General features: G+C 64.2%; 14 protein-coding genes. 3 read left to right on the forward strand and 11 right to left on the reverse strand.

Annotated features, from left to right (window positions below):
- The 6 genes from AAGA11_12725 to gyrA form a co-directional block, all read right to left on the reverse strand.
- Positions 1-324, reverse strand: a 324-nt coding sequence (locus AAGA11_12725; GenBank protein MEM9603722.1) for a (d)CMP kinase, incomplete at its 3' end; no start/stop codon positions are given.
- The gene (gene aroA / locus AAGA11_12730) at positions 321-1634 is read right to left on the reverse strand and encodes a 3-phosphoshikimate 1-carboxyvinyltransferase (GenBank protein MEM9603723.1); all 1314 of its coding nucleotides are present in this window, start codon (positions 1632-1634) and stop codon (positions 321-323) included. The genes aroA and AAGA11_12725, both read right to left, overlap by 4 nt.
- Entirely contained in the window at positions 1631-2539 is a 909-nt protein-coding gene (locus tag AAGA11_12735; protein ID MEM9603724.1) for a prephenate dehydrogenase/arogenate dehydrogenase family protein, read from the reverse strand. Before AAGA11_12735 ends, aroA begins: the two co-directional genes overlap by 4 nt.
- Positions 2536-3633: a chorismate mutase gene (pheA, locus tag AAGA11_12740; protein MEM9603725.1), complete on the reverse strand. Its 1098-nt coding sequence runs from the start codon at positions 3631-3633 to the stop codon at positions 2536-2538. Before pheA ends, AAGA11_12735 begins: the two co-directional genes overlap by 4 nt.
- A 3-nt stretch (positions 3634-3636) precedes the next feature.
- Positions 3637-4722 (reverse strand): 3-phosphoserine/phosphohydroxythreonine transaminase, encoded by a 1086-nt coding sequence (serC, locus tag AAGA11_12745; GenBank protein MEM9603726.1) that lies wholly within the window; start codon positions 4720-4722, stop codon positions 3637-3639.
- 3 nt (positions 4723-4725) lie between these two features.
- Positions 4726-7398 (reverse strand): DNA gyrase subunit A, encoded by a 2673-nt coding sequence (gene gyrA, locus AAGA11_12750; protein ID MEM9603727.1) that lies wholly within the window; start codon positions 7396-7398, stop codon positions 4726-4728.
- A gap of 628 nt (positions 7399-8026) precedes the next feature.
- On the opposite strand from gyrA, the gene AAGA11_12755 reads away from it, so the two are divergent.
- From AAGA11_12755 to fdhF, 3 genes are all read left to right on the forward strand, one after another.
- Positions 8027-8911 (forward strand): LysR family transcriptional regulator, encoded by an 885-nt coding sequence (locus AAGA11_12755; protein MEM9603728.1) that lies wholly within the window; start codon positions 8027-8029, stop codon positions 8909-8911.
- Between the two features lie 93 nt (positions 8912-9004).
- Positions 9005-10696 carry an NAD(P)H-dependent oxidoreductase subunit E gene (locus tag AAGA11_12760; protein MEM9603729.1) on the forward strand — a complete coding sequence of 564 codons (1692 nt, stop codon included), beginning with the start codon at positions 9005-9007 and terminating at the stop codon, positions 10694-10696.
- A 1-nt stretch (position 10697) separates the two neighbouring features.
- Positions 10698-13490 carry a formate dehydrogenase subunit alpha gene (gene fdhF / locus AAGA11_12765; GenBank protein ID MEM9603730.1) on the forward strand — a complete coding sequence of 931 codons (2793 nt, stop codon included), beginning with the start codon at positions 10698-10700 and terminating at the stop codon, positions 13488-13490.
- A 398-nt stretch (positions 13491-13888) separates the two neighbouring features.
- Here fdhF and AAGA11_12770 read toward each other — a convergent pair whose 3' ends face one another.
- The 5 genes from AAGA11_12770 to AAGA11_12790 all read right to left on the reverse strand — a co-directional run bounded on the left by AAGA11_12770 (position 13889) and on the right by AAGA11_12790 (position 18939).
- Entirely contained in the window at positions 13889-14956 is a 1068-nt protein-coding gene (locus AAGA11_12770) for a branched-chain amino acid ABC transporter permease (GenBank protein MEM9603731.1), read from the reverse strand.
- A 12-nt stretch (positions 14957-14968) separates the two neighbouring features.
- Entirely contained in the window at positions 14969-15871 is a 903-nt protein-coding gene (locus tag AAGA11_12775) for a branched-chain amino acid ABC transporter permease (protein ID MEM9603732.1), read from the reverse strand.
- A complete protein-coding gene (locus tag AAGA11_12780) occupies positions 15864-16661 on the reverse strand; it encodes an ABC transporter ATP-binding protein (GenBank protein MEM9603733.1) in 798 nt (265 codons plus the stop codon). The genes AAGA11_12775 and AAGA11_12780 overlap by 8 nt, the downstream gene beginning before the upstream one ends.
- Before the next feature lie 23 nt (positions 16662-16684).
- Entirely contained in the window at positions 16685-17503 is an 819-nt protein-coding gene (locus AAGA11_12785; protein MEM9603734.1) for an ABC transporter ATP-binding protein, read from the reverse strand.
- Between the two features lie 98 nt (positions 17504-17601).
- Positions 17602-18939, reverse strand: a complete 1338-nt coding sequence (locus AAGA11_12790) for an ABC transporter substrate-binding protein (protein ID MEM9603735.1) — start codon at positions 18937-18939, stop codon at positions 17602-17604.
- Positions 18940-19038 lie beyond the last annotated feature (99 nt).

Consider the following 19038-nt stretch of genomic DNA (forward strand, 5'->3'; position numbering starts at 1 on the left):
ACCGGGGTGCGCCGCCACCTGCGAGGCCAGCCCACCAGTGCGCTCCAAGGGGATGTCATCGCTGACGTCGACGCCGTCCAAAGCCACCCCGGTGCGGTCCCCGAGCACCTCGAAACTCACTTGCATGGTTGACGCCACCGCCGCGGCGGCGTCAGCGTTTTCGACCGAAACCCCGTGTTTTTCGCACGCCAGCGCGGTGACGCGGTACAACGCGCCGCTGTCGAGCAGGTGAAAGCCGAGCCTGCCCGCAACAATGCGCGACACCGTCCCCTTGCCCGAGCCACCCGGCCCGTCGATCGTGATGGTCGGTGCGGTGTCAGTCACGCAGCCGCCTCCCGCAAGCGATCGAAGGCCGTGAAGTAGCCCGGGAAGGTCTTGGCCACGCAGCCCGGGTCGTTGATTGTGACCGACACGCCGGCACAGGCGACCAGCGAGAAACACATCGCGATGCGGTGGTCATCGTAGGTGTCGACTGCCACCCCGGGTGCTGGCGACGGACACGGCCAGACCCGCAACCAGTCCTCGCCCTGCTCGACCCGGGTGCCGAACTTGGCGAGCTCGGTTGCCATGGCGTGGATGCGGTCGGTCTCCTTGACCCGCCAGCTGGCGATGTTGCGCAGCGTGCACGGGCCGTCGGCGAACATTGCAACCACCGCAAAAGTCATCGCGGCGTCGGGTATGTCGTTGAAATCCCCATCAAAAGCGGGAATAGACCCGTTGCGCTGAACATGGATCTCATCGGCGTCGATGCGCACGTCGGCGCCGAACTCCGCCAGGTGACGGGCAAAGGCCACGTCGCCCTGAAGCGAGGCGTTGCCGACACCCTGCACCGTCACGGGGCCCTGTCCGAGCAGGCCCGCCGCGAGGAAGTAACTTGCCGAGGAGGCATCACCCTCCACCGCGCACCGGCCGGGCGCGGCGTAGCGCTGCCCGGCGGCGACCTGAAAGCCGTTGGCCGTTGGCGCGACGGTCACGCCGAAGCGGCGCATCAGCGCGACGGTCATGTCGACGTAGGGCTTGGAGATCAGCTCGCCGTCGATGTCGATCGTGAGCCCGTTCGGCAACAGCGGCGCCGCTTGCAGCAGGCCGGTGGTAAACTGGCTCGACACCGAGCCACGCACGGTCACCCGCGCCGCCTCGGTGTCACCGCGCGGCCCGATCGCGAGCGGTGGGTAACCCTCGGCACCGAGGTAGCGCACGTCGGCGCCGAGCGCGCGCACGGCGTCGACGAGGTCGCCGATCGGCCGCTCGTGCATCCGTTCAATGCCGCGGATCGCCACACTCTGGCCCGGGTCCGCTCCTTGCAGGGCGAGTGCCGCCACCAGGGTGCGCACCGCGGTGCCGGCGTTGCCGAGAAAGAGCTCGCCCTGCACGTGAGGCAGGCGCCCGCCGGTGCCCTCGACGGTGACCGTGCAGTCGTCGCCCGCGGTCCAGTTGACCCCGAGGGCACGCAGCGCCGCCAGCATGTGGCGCACGTCGTCGGAGTCGAGCAGCCCGGTCAGGGTCGTCTCACCCGCTGCCAGCGCGGCGAGCAGCAGCGCCCGGTTGGACAGGCTCTTGGAACCCGGCACCCGCACGGTGCCGGTCAGGCGCTGTACGGGCGCGAGCGTCAGGGTCGCGGGGTAGCCGCTCATTCGGATGGCTCCTGGGTGTCGTCAAGCTCGTTCAACCAGGCGTTGCGTGCGTCACGCGCCCGGGTGAAGAGCCCGGACAGGGCATCGCCGTCGCCCGCGGCCACGCGGTCGCGCAGCTGTGAGAGCGCGTCGACGTAGGCATCGAGCTCGCCGACGATCGCATCGCGGTTGCACAACGCGATGTCCCGCCACATGGTCGGGTCGGAGGACGCCACGCGGGTGAAGTCGCGGAATCCACCCGCGGCAAAGCGGAAAATGTCATCCCGGTCGGCACGCGCAGCGAGCATGTCCACCAGCGCGAAGGCGGCGTAGTGCGGCAGGTGGCTGGTGGCCGCAAGCAAGCCGTCATGGCGCTCGACCGGCAGCGACACCACCTCGGCACCGCAGGCCTGCCAGACGCGTTGCACGGCGGCAACGGCGCGGTCGTCACTCTCGGCCAGGGGCGTCAGGATCACGCGGCGCCCGGCGTAGAGGTCGGCCTCGCCGGCCTCGACGCCGCTGTGTTCACGGCCCGCGATCGGGTGGCCCGGCACGACGCGCCACAGGCTGTCGGCGAAGGCGTCGCGCGCCGCGTCGACGAAACTGGATTTCACGCTGCCGCCGTCGGTGATCACCGCGTCGGCCGGCGCCGCCGTTGCCAGGGCCTGCAGCAGCGGGGGCATGGCCAGCATGGGCGTCGTCAGCACGACCATCGCCGCGTCGCGCACCGCGTCGGTCAGCTCGGCCTCGACGCGGTCGACCACACCGAGTGTCAGTGCCGTCTCGAGCGTCTCCGAGCTGCGCGACGTGCCGACGATCTCGCCACGGTGGCCGGCCGCTTTCAACGCGAGCCCGAGGGACGCGCCAATCAGCCCGACGCCGACGATCACCAGCGAGCGATCGTTCAGGTCCGGCACGCGGTTCATGGGTGCATCGCCTTGGGGTAGGCACCGGCGACGCGAAAATTGAGCACGTTGCGGCGCAGCTCATCGAGCACGGCCGCCACGGCCGGTTCCTGGGCGTGGCCGCCGATGTCGAGGAAGAACACGTCACGCCAGGCGCTGGAGGCAACCCGGCGGGAGCTGATGTTGATCATGTCGAGTCCACTCTCGGCCAGCGGGGTCAGCACCCGGTGCAGCGCGCCCGGCCGGTTGTCGAAGGAGAGGATCACGCTGGTGACGTCGTGGCCGCTGGGCTCGATCTCGCGGTCGCCCAGCACCAGGTAGCGTGCCGCCTCGGGCGCCTGATCGTCGATGTCGCGCGCAAGGGTGGCCATTGCCGCCCCCTTGGCCGCCCCCTTGGCCGCCGCCTCGGGCGCCACCGCCGCGCAGTCGGGCTGCTGCTGCGCGCACTGCACCGCCAGCCCGGTGCTCACGGTTTGTTCGCGCTCGGCCTGCGGCAGGTGGGTGTCGAGAAAGCGCCGGCACGCCGCGAGGGACTGCGGGTGACCAACCACCTTCTGCACCGCGTCGAGCGGCTGGTCGGCACCGATCAGGCTGTGCTGCAGGGGTTGAACAATTTCGCCGCACAGGTACAGCGGCGAGTCGCACAAGAAGTCGACGACGTGGCTGCTGCCGCCGTCGCGCGAGTCCTCGAGCGGCACCACGCCGTAGCGTGCCCGGCCACTCTCGACCTGGCGGAACACGTCTTCGATCGAGGCGAGCGGCTGCAGCTCCGGCCCATGGCCGAAGTGACGGCGTGCCGCGATGTCGGTGAAGCCGCCGGCCGGGCCGAGACACGCAACCTGAAGCACCTGCTCGAGCGCCAGGCACGAGGAGATGATTTCCTTGTAGATGGCCTGGACCGAGCGGTCCGGCAAGGGACCGGGGTTGTCACGCGCGATGCGCGCGAGGATCTGGGCCTCGCGTTCCGGGCGGTAGAACACCGCATCGGCGTCGCTTGCCAGTTTGATTTCGGCCACGCGCTCGGCGCACTGGGCGCGCTCACGCAGCAACTGCAGGATGGCCTTGTCGATGCGGTCGATCGCGACGCGCACCTCAGCGAGAGTGTCTTCTGCCATCGCTCAACCCCGGGTTCGTTCGAATTCAGTCATGAAAGCCACCAGATCGTCGACCGCCTGTTGGCTGACCGCGTTGTACAGCGACGCGCGCAAGCCACCGACCGCGCTGTGCCCCTTGAGTGCCAGCAAGCCCGCCGACTCGGCCGCCGCGACGAAGGCCCCGACGCGCTCGGGTTCGGCGAGGTCGAAGGTGACGTTGACGCGCGATCGGCTGTCGAGCGCGACCGCGTTGGTGTAGTAGTTACTCGCGTCGATCGCGCTGTACAGGGTGTCGGCCTTGCGTTGGCTGCGCGTTGCCATCGCCTCGGCACCGCCCTGCTCTTCCACCCATTCCAACACCAGACCCAGCAGATACCAGGCAAAGGTTGGCGGGGTGTTCAACATCGAGTCGCGCCCGGCTTGGCCCGCGTAGCTCAGTATCGCGGGGGTCCCGGGCGTGGGCGGCCGGATCAGGTCACGCCGCACGATCACCAACGTGATCCCGGCCGGTCCGAGGTTCTTCTGCGCACCGGCGTAGAGGACCCCGAAGCGCGACACGTCGACCGGTTGCGACAGGATGCTCGACGAGTAGTCGGCGACCAAGGGCACCGCGCCGGCGTCCGGCACGTAGGGGAACTCGATGCCGTGCACGGTCTCGTTCGGGCAGTAGTGCAGCCAGGCCGCGTCCGGGTCGATGTCGATGTCCGCGGGCGCCGGCACGCGGTCGAAGCCGCCGTCCGGTCGCTGGGTCGAGCAGGCAACGCGCGCTTCGCAGAGCGCCGACGCGACACGCTGCGCCTTGTCGGACCAGAGGCCCGTGACCACGTAGTCACCCCCGTCCGCATCGCCGATGAGATTCCAGACCAGCGTCGAGAACTGCAGCGTCGCACCGCCCTGAAAGAAGAGCACCGCGTACTCGTCCGGCACCGCCATCAGGGCGCGCAGGCGCGCCTCGATCTCCTCGACCAGCTGCATGAACACCGGGCCACGGTGGCTGAGCTCCATGACCGACGCGCCGCTGCCGCGAAAGTCGAGCAGCTCGGCGCGTGCCCGCTCGAGCACCGCCTCGGGCAAACCGGCCGGGCCCGCGCTGAAATTGTGCGGGCGCACGGGTCAGCTCGCGTCGGTGGGCGGCTCGGCGTCACCCTGGTCAGCATCACCAGCGGCCGCATCACCGCTGGCGTCAGTCGCGGGTTCAGTGCCCGCGTCGCTGTCGTCGTCGAGCGCGGCGTCGGCGTCGGCGTCGTCCTCGAGCGCGTCAACGCGCTCAACCTGGGCCAGGGTGTCGCCGTCGTCAAGGCGGATCAGCCGCACGCCCTGGGTGTTGCGCCCAAGCGTCGAGACCTCGCCGACCGACGTGCGCACCAAGGTGCCGCCGTTCGAGATCAGCATGATTTCGTCGTCGTCCGAGACAAGCTGCGCCCCGATCACTTCGCCGTTGCGCTCGGAGGTCTTGATGTCGATGACCCCCTGCCCCGCACGGCCCTTGGCCGGGTACTCCTCGACCGGCGTGCGCTTGCCGTACCCGTTGTCGGTTGCGGTCAACACGGTCTTGCCGTCCTGCATCACGAGCAGCGCGACCACGCGCTGCGTCTCGGGGATGCGGATACCGCGGACCCCGGCGGCCGTCCGGCCCATCTCGCGCACCGTGCTCTCGTTGAAGCGCATCGCGCGTCCGCCCGAGGCGATCAGCATCACGTCACGCTGCCCGTCGGTCAGCGCGACGTCGACGAGCTCGTCGTCCAGGCGCAGGTCGATCGCGATGATCCCGGCGGTGCGCGGCCGGGAGAACGCATCGAGGCGGGTCTTCTTGACCACACCGTTGCGCGTGCAGAAGAAGACGTACTGATCCTCGCTGTACTCGCGCACCGCCAGCACTGCGTTGATCCGCTCGCCGGCTTCGAGCGGCAGCAGGTTGACGATCGGGCGTCCACGCGAACCGCGGCTCGCCATCGGCAGCTCGTAGACCTTCTTCCAGTAGACTTTGCCGCGGCTGGTGAAGCACAGCAGCGTGTCGTGGGTGCTGGCCACGAACAGTTTGTCGACGAAGTCCTCTTCCTTCATCTGGGTCGCGGATTTGCCACGCCCGCCGCGGCGTTGCGTCGCGTAGTCGGAGAGCGGCTGCGACTTCGCGTAACCCGCGTGCGAGAGCGTCACCACGAGGTCTTCCTCGTCGATCAGGTCCTCGACGCCGAGGTCTTCGTAGCTCGTCTGGATCACGGTGCGACGCGCATCGGCGTACTGCTCGCGGATCGCTTCGAGCTCTTCACGGATGACTTCGCGCAGGCGGTCGGGGCTGGTGAGAATCAGCATCAGCTCGGCGATCCGATCCAGGATCTCGCTGTACTCGCTGACGATCTTTTCCTGCTCCAGTCCGGTCAGGCGGTGCAACTGCATGTCGAGGATGGCGCGCGCCTGCGGCTCGGACAGGTGGTAGGCACCGTCAATCAGCCCGTACTGCTCGCCCAGGCCATCCGGACGGGAGGCACCCGCACCGGCGCGCTCGAGCATGCCAACCACGGCACCCGGGCGCCACGCACGTGCCACCAGCGCCGCGCGCGCCTCGGCGGCATTGGCCGAAGCCTTGATCAACTCGATGATCTCGTCAATGTTCTCAAGCGCGACCGTCAGCCCTTCGAGCACGTGGGCGCGCTCGCGTGCCTTGCGCAGCTCGTAGATGGTGCGGCGGGTCACGACCTCGCGGCGGTGCCGGACAAAGGCCTCGAGCACCTGCTTGAGGTTCAGCAGCCGCGGCTGGCCGTCCTCGAGCGCCACCATGTTGATGCCGAACACCGACTGGAGCTGCGTCTGCTTGTAGAGGTTGTTGATCATCACGTCAGCGGATTCGCCGCGACGCAGGTCGATCACCACCCGCATGCCGTCCTTGTCGGACTCGTCGCGCAAGCCGTCCGAGGCGATGCCGTCGATTTTCTTTTCCTTGACCAGCTCGGCGATCTTCTCGATCAGCCGCGCCTTGTTCACCTGGTACGGCAACTCGGTGATGATGATCGACTCGCGGCCGGTCTTCTTGTCGACCTCGATCTCGGTGGTGCCGCGCATGTAAATGCGGCCGCGTCCTGTCAGGTAGGCCTGGCGGATGCCTGCGGCGCCGTTGATGATGCCGGCGGTCGGGAAATCCGGGCCCGGCAGGTGCGCTTTCATGAGCTCGATGACGTCGATGTCGGGTCGGTCCAGCACTGCCAGGGTGGCGTCAACCACCTCGCCGAGGTTGTGCGGTGGGATGTTGGTCGCCATGCCGACGGCAATGCCGGCCGAGCCGTTGACCAGCAGGTTCGGGACCCGCGCCGGCAGCACCGTCGGCTCGCTCTCGGACTCGTCGTAGTTCGGCGCGAAGTCGACGGTTTCCTTGTCGATGTCCGCCAGCATCTCGTGCGCGATCCGCGTCATGCGCACTTCGGTGTACCGCATCGCGGCCGGGTTGTCGCCGTCGACCGAGCCGAAATTGCCCTGCCCGTCGATCAGCAGCGCCCGCATCGCAAAGGGCTGGGCCATGCGCACCATGGTGTCGTAGATTGCCGAGTCGCCGTGCGGGTGGTACTTACCCATGACATCACCGACGACGCGGGCCGACTTGCGGTAGGGCTTGTTGTAATCGTTGCCCTGCTCGTGCATCGAGTACAGCACCCGCCGGTGCACCGGCTTGAGCCCGTCGCGCACGTCGGGCAACGCGCGCCCCACGATCACGCTCATGGCGTAGTCGAGGTAGGACGTGCGCATCTCGTCCTCGAGATTTACCGGGACAACTTCCTTCGCAAAATCAACCATCTGATGCTGTTTTCCAGGGTCAGGGCAGCGCGCGACCGTACGGCCCGCGGGGCGTGTCGACGCGCCGCTAGGGCGGCTCGTCAGCACGCGACGTCAAACCGCTAATTCTACCACGTTTTCAAGGGTTTCTCGTGGAGACAGGAATTGCCGTCCGCACGCATCTGCACCGCCAAGTGGCCATTGGTTGAAACCCGGTTCACGACCCGTTGGCGGGGTCGGATCGGGCGCAAGCCGACCGCGCTGGCCGCACCACCGCGAGGGCCATCCCCATCACACCATCGACAACCGGTGCGCGGGCCGCGCTCACTGGATCGGGTGCCCGCACGCAGCGCCGTGTGTCGGACGTGCCGAGGCCAGGAGCCTCCGTCAGTTCCGTGCCGTGCCACACCACGCGCTGCGGGACACGCTGTTGGCAGGTGGCGTGCCCGTTCGGCCGTCGACCAGCAGCCTGCCATGAGGCATCCTGTCGCGGCGTCCCTGCGCGTGCGCGGTGCCCGAGCACCCACCGCCAACACCGCTGAGACTGCTGGAGCGCACCCCGGGTTTGACCCGCCGCACCTCAGCAGATCGGCCTGCACGGCGTCGACTGCACCCGCATGCTGCCACTCCCACGGACATGGACCCGGACATGCTCAACCTCAGAGACCTGGAGTTTCTCACCGCCCTTGCACGGCGCAAGCACTTCGCCCGTGCAGCGGAGGACTGTGGGGTGTCCCAGCCGGCCTTTTCAATGCGGCTGCGAAAGATCGAGGACAATCTCAGTGTCGCACTGGTGAAGCGCGGCAACCGGTTCCAGGGCTTCACGGCCGAGGGTGAAGCCCTGCTGCGACGCGCCTACAAGATCATGGATGACCTCAAGTCGATCGAGCAGGATATCCGCTCCGCGCAAGGCGACATCGCCGGTTCACTCGCCATCGGAGCCATACCCACGGCCGTGGTGTACGCCGTCAAAGCGATCAAGGCGCTTCAGTCCCGACACCCCAACCTCGCCGTCACACTGCACACTGCGACCGCGTTGGGTGTACAGCACGGCGTGGACACAGGCCAGTTCGACGCCGGCTTCATCTACAGTGACGCGCTCAGCAACACGCTGCACTGCATCGACCCGCTCTACCAGGAGCGCTACCTCCTGCTCGCGCACGAAGACCTGCTCAAGGCCACCAGTGACACGGTCACGTGGGCCGAGGCCGCGACCATTCCGCTCTGCCTGCTGGCGCCCGGCATGCAGAACCGGCAAATCATCGACAAGGTGTTTCGCGATCAGGGATTGAGCCCGAAAGTGACGGTCGAGTCGAGTGGCTTCTTTGCGTCGGTTGCACTGGCAAGGGAGGGCGCGCACGCGACCATCGTTCCAGAGCACCTCGGCGGCACCTTTGCGCGCATGACCAGCCTCACGGCGCGCGCGCTGGTGGCACCCGAGCTGGACATGGCGGTCTGCCTCATGACCCGGGCACGGGAGCTGGGCGCCCCAGCGGTCGACGCGCTGCGCGCCTGTTGCGGGGAAATTCAATAAGGAAAAATGATGATTACATCAATTTCAACTGATTGAGAGTCAATTTATCTGATGTAAAATACGGGGACACATCTGCACCTCACGGGTGACAACATGGCGGTCAACCCCGTCCAGGGCGGCATCTGGAAGAAAAAGGGCACCGGCAAGTCCCGCAAGCAGCCCAAAGGCCGCCAGAGCAGCGATCGGGCCTTGCAGGAGGTCTCCGAGCTGCTGGCGGATCGCCCCCGAAACCGCGACCTGTTGATCGAATTCCTGCACCTGATCCAGGACGCCTATGGGCATTTGTCGGCTGACCATATTGCTGCGTTGGCCGGTGAGCTGCGGCTCGCGCAGACCGAGGTCTACGAGGTCGCGACCTTTTACGCCCACTTCGACGTGGTGCGCGAGGACGACACACCGCCCCCGGCGCTGACGATCCGTGTCTGCGACTCGCTCTCCTGCGAGATGGCGGGTGCCGACCAGCTCGCCAAAGCGCTCGCAGACAACCTCGACCCGGCCGAGATCCGGGTGCTGCGTGCGCCGTGCATGGGGCGCTGCGACACCGCACCCGTACTCGAGCTCGGCCACAACCACATCGACCACGCCACGCCCGAGAAAGTCTCGGCAGCGATCGAGGCCGGCGAGACCCACCCGCACGTGCCCGAATACGAGGCGTTCGAGGCGTACTGCGCGAGCGGCGGTTACACGCAGCTTGCAGCGCTGCGCGACCACGGCGATTGGGAGGCGGTCCAGGCGTCCGTGCTCGACAGCGGCCTCAGGGGACTGGGCGGCGCGGGTTTCCCCTCGGGCAAAAAGTGGGGTTTCGTCAGGGCCAATCCGGGACCGCGCTACCTCGCGGTGAACGGGGATGAGGGCGAGCCTGGCACCTTCAAGGACCGCTACTATCTCGAACGCACGCCGCACCTCTTCCTTGAAGGCATGCTGATTGCCGCCTGGGCAGTGGAGGCAGACAAGGCCTTCATTTACCTGCGCGACGAATACCCGGTGGTGCGCGAAATCTTGTTGCGCGAAATCGACGCGCTGGAGGACGCCGGCATCGTCGCACCCGGATACATCGACCTGCGGCGTGGCGCGGGTGCGTACATCTGCGGCGAAGAGAGTGCCATGATCGAGAGCATCGAAGGCAAACGCGGCCTGCCGCGACACCGACCGCCGTTCGTTGCGCAGGTCGGCATCTTCGGACGCCCGACCCTGGTGCACAACATCGAGACGCTGCTCTGGGTTGCGCGGGTCTGCCGCGAGGGGCCCGAAGTGCTGTCCAGCACCGAGAAAAACGGCCGCAAGGGCTTGCGCAGCTATTCGGTTTCCGGACGCGTGAAGCGCCCGGGCGTGCACCTTCTGCCCGCCGGGTCGACCATTCTCGACATCATCGACGCCTGCGGCGGCATGCTGGACGGGCACGCGTTCAAGGCGTACCAACCCGGCGGCCCCTCCTCGGGTCTTCTGCCGGCTTCCATCGATGACGTCCCACTCGATTTCGACACGTTGCAACCGCTGGGCACGTTTATCGGCTCGGCAGCGGTGGTGGTCCTGTCCGATCAGGACAGCGCAAAGGTTGCGGCGCTCAACATGCTGCGATTCTTCGAGAAAGAGAGCTGTGGACAGTGCACGCCGTGCCGGGCAGGCTGCGAGAAAGCCGTTAAACTGATGCAGGCACCGAGCTGGGATCAGGACCTGCTCACCGACCTGTGTCAGGTCATGGGCGACGCGTCGATCTGCGGCTTGGGGCAAGCGGCGTCGAACCCCATCCGCTCGATGATGAAACACTTCGGGGAGGAGATCTGACATGCTCCAGAATGCGCAGGTCAACTTGATCACGATCACGCTGGACGGCGAAGAAGTCAGCGTGCCGCAGGGCACCACGCTCTGGGAAGCCGCTCGATCTCGCGGTCAGAAAATCCCCCACCTGTGCCACAAGCCCGCCAAGGGCTACACACCCGACGGCAACTGCCGCGCGTGCATGGTAGAGGTCGAGGGCGAACGCACCCTGGTCGCGTCGTGCATCCGCACGGTTTCTGAAGGCATGGTGGTCCGAACCGAATCTGAACGCGCCAGAAAGTCGCGTGAAATGGTGCTCGAGCTGTTGGTCGCAGACCAACCCGAGATCAAGCACGACGCCTCGTCGCATTTTTGGGATATGGCTGCCCTCAACGGCGTCAGCGAGAGTCGGTTCCCGTCGAAACAACCGGAGCACGTCCCCCTCCTCGATGCCAGCCACGTCGCCATGCGCGTCAACCTCGACGCCTGCATCAACTGCAACCTCTGCGTGCGCGCCTGCCGCGACGTTCAGGTCAACGACGTTATCGGCATGGCGGGCCGCGGAGCCACATCGAAAGTCGTCTTCGATCAGGACGACCCGATGGGTGCATCCTCGTGTGTGGCGTGTGGCGAGTGCGTTCAAGCCTGTCCGACCGGTGCCCTGATGCCCGCCACAGTGTTGGACGCGCAGCAGGCCGGCGACAGCAAGGATTTCGACCGCGAAGTGAAGAGCGTGTGCCCCTACTGCGGGGTCGGTTGCCAGATCAGCTTCAAGGTCAAGGACGACAAGATCAAGTACGTCGAGGGCATCGATGGCCCCGCCAACGAAAACCGCCTGTGCGTGAAGGGACGCTTCGGCTTCGACTACATCCACCACCCGCACCGCCTGACCAAGCCGCTGATCCGCCGCACCGACGCGCCGGCCAAGGGGTTGAACGTCGACCCGGCCAACTGGCAGACGCACTTTCGTGAAGCGAGCTGGGACGAGGCGCTCGATTTCGCCGCCGGCGGCATGGCGAAGCTGCGCGCGCAGAAACCCACCTACATCGCCGGCTTCGGCTCGGCAAAGTGCTCGAACGAAGAGGCCTACCTCTTCCAGAAACTCATCCGCCAGGGCTTTGGCCACAACAACGTGGACCACTGCACCCGCCTGTGCCACGCGTCTTCGGTAGCGGCGTTGCTGGAAAACGTCGGGTCCGGTGCCGTGTCGGCCACGTTCAACGAAATCGAGAATGCCGACGTCGCGATCGCGATCGGCTGCAACCCGCTCGAAAACCACCCCGTCGCGGCGACCTACTTCAAACAGTTCACAAAGCGCGGCGGCAAACTCATCGTCATGGATCCGCGCGGGCACGGGCTCAAGCGGTTTGCCAGCCACATGCTGCAATTCAAGCCTGGCGCCGACGTCTCGATGCTCAACGCGATCATGCACACGATCGTCGAGGAGAAACTCTACGATCGTCAGTACATTCAGGCCATGACCGAAAACTGGGATGCAATGAAGACGCATCTCAAGGGATTCTCACCCGAGAAGATGGCGCCGATCTGCGGCATCGAGGCACACGTTCTGCGCGACGTCGCGCGCACATTTGCCGGTGCCAACGCGGCGATGATCTTCTGGGGCATGGGCGTCTCCCAGCACATTCACGGCACCGACAATTCACGCTGCCTGATTTCGCTGGCACTGATGTGCGGACAAGTGGGTCGGCCGGGCGCCGGACTGCACCCGCTACGCGGACAGAACAACGTCCAGGGCGCCTCCGATGCCGGACTGATTCCGATGTTCCTGCCGGACTACCAGAGCGTGATGGACGACGGCGTGCGCTCGGCTTTCACCGACGTCTGGCAGTCCGGGGATTTCTCGAACCAGAAGGGCCTCACCGTGGTCGAGATCATGGATGCGATACACGCAGGCGACATCCGCAGCATGTACATCCTCGGCGAGAACCCGGCCATGTCGGACCCGGATGCAGACCACGCACGCGACGCCCTCGCCAAGTTGGAACACCTGGTCGTACAGGACATCTTCCTGACCGAAACGGCCAATTTCGCTGATGTCATCCTGCCGTCCTCGGCCTGGTATGAAAAATCCGGCACCGTGACCAACACCAACCGGCAGGTTCAGATGGGTCGGCCTGTTACACCGCCTCCGGGTGACGCGAAAGAGGACTGGTGGATCGAAGTGGAGCTGGCCAAGCGGCTGGGCTTGAACTGGCACTACACGCACCCGTCCGAGGTGTTCGCCGAGATGAAGCTCAACATGTCTTCGCTCGACAACATCACGTGGGAGCGGTTGGAGAAAACCGCCGTCACCTACCCCTCGCTCAGCCCCGAAGACCCCGGCCAGTCGATCGTGTTCGTCGAAGGCTTCCCGCGTCCGGATGGACGCGCGAAGTTCACGCCAGCCAACGTGATCCCACCGGACGAGAAGCCGGACACCGAATACCCGTTCGTGCTGATCACCGGTCGTCAGCTCGAGCATTGGCACACCGGCTCGATGACGCGCCGGTCGAAGGTGCTCGACTCTGTGGAACCCGAGGCAAACTGCTCGATGCACCCACGCAGCCTGCGCGAATTGGGGCTTGAGCCCGGCGACTACGCGCAACTGACAACACGGCGTGGCAGCGTCAGTGTCATGGTGCGCGCTGACCGCGCTGTGGCGGAGGGCAACGTGTTCCTGCCCTTCGCCTACGTCGAAGCGGCAGCCAATATTCTCACCAATCCGGCACTCGACCCGTTTGGCAAGATTCCGGAGTTCAAGTTCTCGGCGGTGCGGGTCGAGAAGGCGCCCGACGTGTCTCTGGCAGCGGTCGGGCGCTGACCGACGACTCGCCCGCGGATAACCGCACTTGGTGCGAAGCGGGGCCTTGACAGGCACCCGCGCCTCCCTGTGCCGCGTGAGAAGCGGCGGTAACCGTGAAGTCGCCCGTGTGACGGACCACGTGGTCCGTCACATGTAATCCATCACCCGTGGTCCGTCACCTCTGCGACGTCTCACGTGGTCCGTCACAGGGACGACCGCGTAGCTCCCTCCCCTGATGGTCGACGTGGGACCCTGGCACACACAAGGTGCCCGGGCTCCCCACCTCGAGCCGTACCTGTTCGCCAGGTCTACTCGACGCTGAGGAACGCACTGAAGTCGTTGTCGAAAAACAGCCCGATGACAATGCCGGCAATCAACGCCAAAACCAGTTTCATACGTCGGTCCATCACTGATCCTCAACTGCTTTTTTGCGGCCTTGCAACACCGTGCCCGGATGACCGTCGCGCGGTGAAACGGGCTTTGAGATTGGACCACAGCTTGGCCATGCCGAGCGGCTCGTAGATCATGAACACAATGATCAGCAGTCCGAATACCACAAGCTCGATCGACGAGATGATGGTGGCATCGATCATCCCGTGGAAGATATCGTTGCCCAGGGTATTGAGAACCACCGGAAACAGCAGAATGAAAGCCGCGCCGATAAACGCCCCGTTGATCGTGCCCAGGCCACCCAGGATCACCATGAACAGAATGCGGAAACTGAGCTTGATGTCGAAGGCCACGGGCTCCATCGACTTCAGATAGGTGAACGCGAAAAGCGCACCGGCCACGCCGCAGAAGAACGCCGAGATCGCAAAGGCCTGCAACTTCGTCTTCAACAGCGAGATCCCCATGCTCTCGGCAGCAATGTCCATGTCGCGAACGGCCATCCAGTTTCGACCCGTGCTGCCGCGTGTCATGTTGACTGCGAGGAATGTCATGATCGTCACCACGACCAGGACCACCAGGTACATCTCGAGCGGAGAAGTGAATTCCGTGCCGAGGATCACGATATCCTGCGCGGTGATGATGCCGGACGTGTCGTAGTTCTTGAACCAACCGAACTTGTCGATCATCCAGATGATGAAGAACTGCGATGCCAGGGTCGCCACCATCAGGTAGATGCCACGCACTCGCAGCGACGGCAGTCCGAACAGGATGCCGAACGCCGCCGCCACCAGACCCGACAGCATCAGGTTGATCGGAAAACCGAGAAACGGCAACCGCAGCTCGAGGTTGAACAGCGCAAACGCTCCAGCTGCCATGAAGCCCGCCGCACCGAGGGCGAGTTGTCCCGCGTACCCCATGACGATCTGCTGTCCAATGGCGGCCAGCGACAGGCACAACCAGGGAATCAGAATGGACGAATACCAGTAGTAGGTCTGCACGATCATCGGTATGACCGCAAAGCCCAGGACCATCAACACCACGAGGTTTGACAGATCGCCCCGCGTGTAGCTCATGAAAACGGGTGAAGCTCGCATGTCCAACTCTCCTTATACGCGCCTGATGATCTTCTCGCCGAACAGTCCCTCGGGCCGCCACAGCAGAAAGAAGATCGCGAGAACAAAAGGCGCCCAGCCTTCTATCGCACCACCGAAGTACGGGCCGATGTAGACCTCGAGCACCTTCTCGGTCGCGCCAATGATGAGGCCGCCAACGATCGCGCCGGGAATCGACGAGAAGCCGCCGATGATCAGCACGGGCAGTGCCTTGAGCGCGAGATCGACCAGTGCGAACTGAACCCCTGCGCGCGCGCCCCACATCATGCCGGCGACCAGCGCGACAATGCCCGCTGACGTCCACACCAGCAGCATGATGCTGCTCAGCGGGATACCAATGGAACTGGCGGCCCCCGGGTCGTCAGCAACCGCACGTAAGCCGAGCCCCATCTTGGTGTACTTGAACAGCAGAGCGAGGGCGATGATCAACACCGCGGCAACCAGGCCGGCAGTGAGATCGAGCGCCGATATGAACAGTCCTGTCGTGTCAATGATCCACTGGATGGGAAAATCGCCAATGCCGAGATCCAGCCGCCGCACTTCGACACCCCAGGCGGCCTGCGCAAGGCCCTCAAGAACGAAGCCGAGCCCGATGGTGGCCATCAGCAAGGTGTCCTCGCTCTCGTTGCGCAATGGCTTCAACACGAAGCGCTCTGTCGCCAAGCCGACCAACGCCATCAGCGCGATGGTCACGAAGAAGGCCACCACAAACGGCAGTCCCAGCTCCATGAACCCGACAAAAGACAGCACCGCGAAGAACACCATGGCGCCTTGCGCAAAGTTGAACGTTGAAGACGCCTTGTAGATCAGCACGAAACCCAAGGCCACGAGCGAGTACATCGTTCCGGCCAGCAGACCGGCTACAACGACCTCGATGAAAAACAGAAAGTCAGTCATGCGCCACCCCCAGATAGGCGTCGATCACATCCTGGTTGTTCCGAATTTCGTCCGGCGGACCGTCGCCGATGATCTTGCCGTAGTCGAGCACGACGACATTGTCGGATATGTCCATGACGACGCCCATGTCGTGTTCGATCAACACGATCGTTGTCCCCAACTCGTCATTGACCTTGAGAATGAAGCGACACATCTCGCGTTTCTCTTCGACGTTCATACCCGCCATCGGCTCGTCGAGCAGCAGGACCTGTGCTTCTGTTGCCAATGCGCGCCCAAGCTCCACTTTCTTTTGCAAGCCGTAAGGCAATTTGCCGACTGGGGTGTCACGAATGTCCGTGATCTCGAGAAACTCGATGATTTCCTCGCAACGCGCCACGTTGACTCTCTCCTCCTCACGCGCCGAGGGCAGCTGGAGGGCGACAGCGAGAAAATGCGAATGCATGTGGAGTTTTCTGCCGACAAGGATGTTGTCGAGCACCGACATGCGTTTGAACAACGCCAGGTTCTGAAACGTTCGTGAAATGCCTTTCTCGGCGATGGCGTTCGGGTTGATCCTGACCAGCCGTTCGCCCTTGAAGGAGATACTGCCGTCTTGTGGCTTGTAGATGCCGTTGATGCAGTTCAAGAGCGATGATTTGCCGGCACCGTTGGGCCCGATGATCGCCTTGATCTCGTGTTGAAGCACCTTGAATGAGGTGTCTGTAATCGCCTTGACACCACCAAAACTCAGTGAAACGTTGTCGACTTCCAGAATCGGGGCGCCGATCGGGAATGATCTCGTGTCCAGCATGGTCTGTTTTCCCTCAGTCCGCCTCAGTTGTTTATGCCGGCGTGCTGCTCGCTCTCTTCACGCAGCACATCGCGAAAGTTCTTTCGTCCCTCCTTGGAAATACCGAGATAAAGCTCCTTGACCTTCTCGTCATTCAACAAACTGTCGGCGGTACCGTGCAACATCACATGGCCGGTTTCGATGATGTAGCCGTAGTCGGCGTTTCGAAGTGCCACATTGGTATTTTGCTCGGCCAGCAATATGCTGACCCCTTCTTTTTGGTTGAGCTCGTTGACGATGTTGAAAATCTCCGCGACCAATTGCGGAGCCAACCCCATCGACGGTTCATCGAGCAACAACATCTTGGGTTTGGCCATCATGGCGCGTGCGACAGCAACCATCTGCTGCTCACCGCCCGAGGTGAAGCCCGCCTGGCTCTTTCGCCGGTCTTTCAGGCGCTTGAAGTAGGTGTAGATCTTGTCGAGTTCATCGCGGATATCCGCCTTGCTCAATTTGCGGGAGTACGCGCCAGCGATGATGTTCTCCTCGACGGTCAGGTGGCCGAAGCAACGTCTTCCTTCGAGCACCTGTACCAATCCCCGACCGACCATATCGGCCGGGTCCTGGTTGGTGACAGCCTCGCCGTCGTAGGTGATTGCGCCTTTGGTTACCTTGCCGCGCTCACCGGCCAGCATCGTGGAAATCGCCTTGAGCGTCGTGCTCTTGCCCGCGCCATTGCCGCCCAAAAGGGCGACGATCGTACCGCGTGGCACGCTCAGCGAGACGTCGTGCAAGGCGGCAATGACGTTGTCGTAGATGACCTCGATCTTGTCGATCTCGAGGATGTTGTCGGTGTCATTCATGGGGTGGTTGCCGTGTCCATGTTCTCGCAGGAAATCGGCACCCGACGCATTCGTCGGGTGCCGACTTGCTCAGGTGGCGCCGAACGCCGACAGTGCGCTCAGCACTCCTTCGGCGTGATGCCGTTCTCACCCGCGAATTTCGCCGCCGACGCTTCAACGAGACCGCGAATGTAGGCCGGGTCGAGCGGTGCTTCCCAGTCGGTCACTTGCTCGAACTTGTCACCGTCCCATTGCATCATGGCGAACTTGCCCGCCCCTTCGTGGTTCTCACAGGAGATCGAGAACGGTGCGATCATGCCCTTGATGCCGATTTCCTCAAGGCGGGCATCGTCCATGACCAGGCTCTCGTAACCGTCGCGAAACTCTGCGCCGGTCACGGCTTTACCCACTTTGCCGTGCATCTCCTGGGCGAGACGCAGTGCCTCGATGTAGGTCACAGCCGCACCCAGTCCGCGGTTCCAGTACACGGTCCCGATCCGGCTTTCCTCAGCCAGGTTGCCATTGCCCGCGTCATAGACCTGCTCCTTGATCGCTTTCACCAGAGGAAACTGATCGCCGGGCAGTGCGTTGGCCATGGCGTAGGTGCCTTCAGCGGCGGCACCTGCGGGAAACATGTCCTCCTCCGCTGCGCCAAACGTCACGTAGATCATGCGGTTGCGCGGAAAGCCGACTCGCGCCGCATTGGTCATGGCGGTCGAGTTCATGCCGGAACCTGCGCCCCAGAACGTGACCCAGTCCGGCCGTTCCTTGCGGATCTGCAACCACTGCGACTGTTGTTCAAGACCGGGCGGGGGAATGGAGATCTCCACCAACTCCACGCCCCAATCCTCGGCAATCGCGCGCATCGCAGGCAAGGGCTCACGACCGTAGGCACTGTCGATGTGCAGGTGCACGATCTTCTTGCCGTTCATGTTGTCGATGCCGCCTTCCTGTTCTGCCATGAACTTCATTTTCACGGCGATCTGCGACCAATAGTGCGAAGCGGCGTTGAACACCCAAGGCCACACGCGGCCGTCGGCGGCATCGGTTCGACCGTAGCCGTATTGCGCCAGCACCACGTTGTCGTCAGCCATGCGATTGATGACCGCGTACGCGCCCGGCGTACCAAGCGTGTCGAACACGACGATACGTTGTCCGTCCTTCTCCAGAAGACGCTGATAACACTCGACAGTCTTGACGGCGTTGTACTCCGTCTCGCACTCCTGCCAATCCAACATGACGCCGTTCACGCCACCGTTCAGGTTGACGTAGTTCATGTAGTCGATTTGAGCACCGTAGTAACCGGTACCCATGGCAGAGTACGGTCCGACCCGGCTGCTCGCCACCGGGAAGTACTGCGTTTCGGCCGCGACTGATGCCACAGGTACCACGGTTGCGAACGTGGCCACCACCGTCACCGCCGCCGCCAGAGCGCGCCTGATACGTTTCAATTTCACAGTGTATTTCTCCCTTGATTCACTCGGTTCGTTCGCGGATGAAGCGCTGAGCACGGCGCCACAGCTGAGTCGGCTCGAGAACCGAGTCCACCGTGCACG

It is taken from the genome of Pseudomonadota bacterium, from assembly GCA_039196715.1.
GTDB lineage: Bacteria > Pseudomonadota > Gammaproteobacteria > CALCKW01 > CALCKW01 > CALCKW01.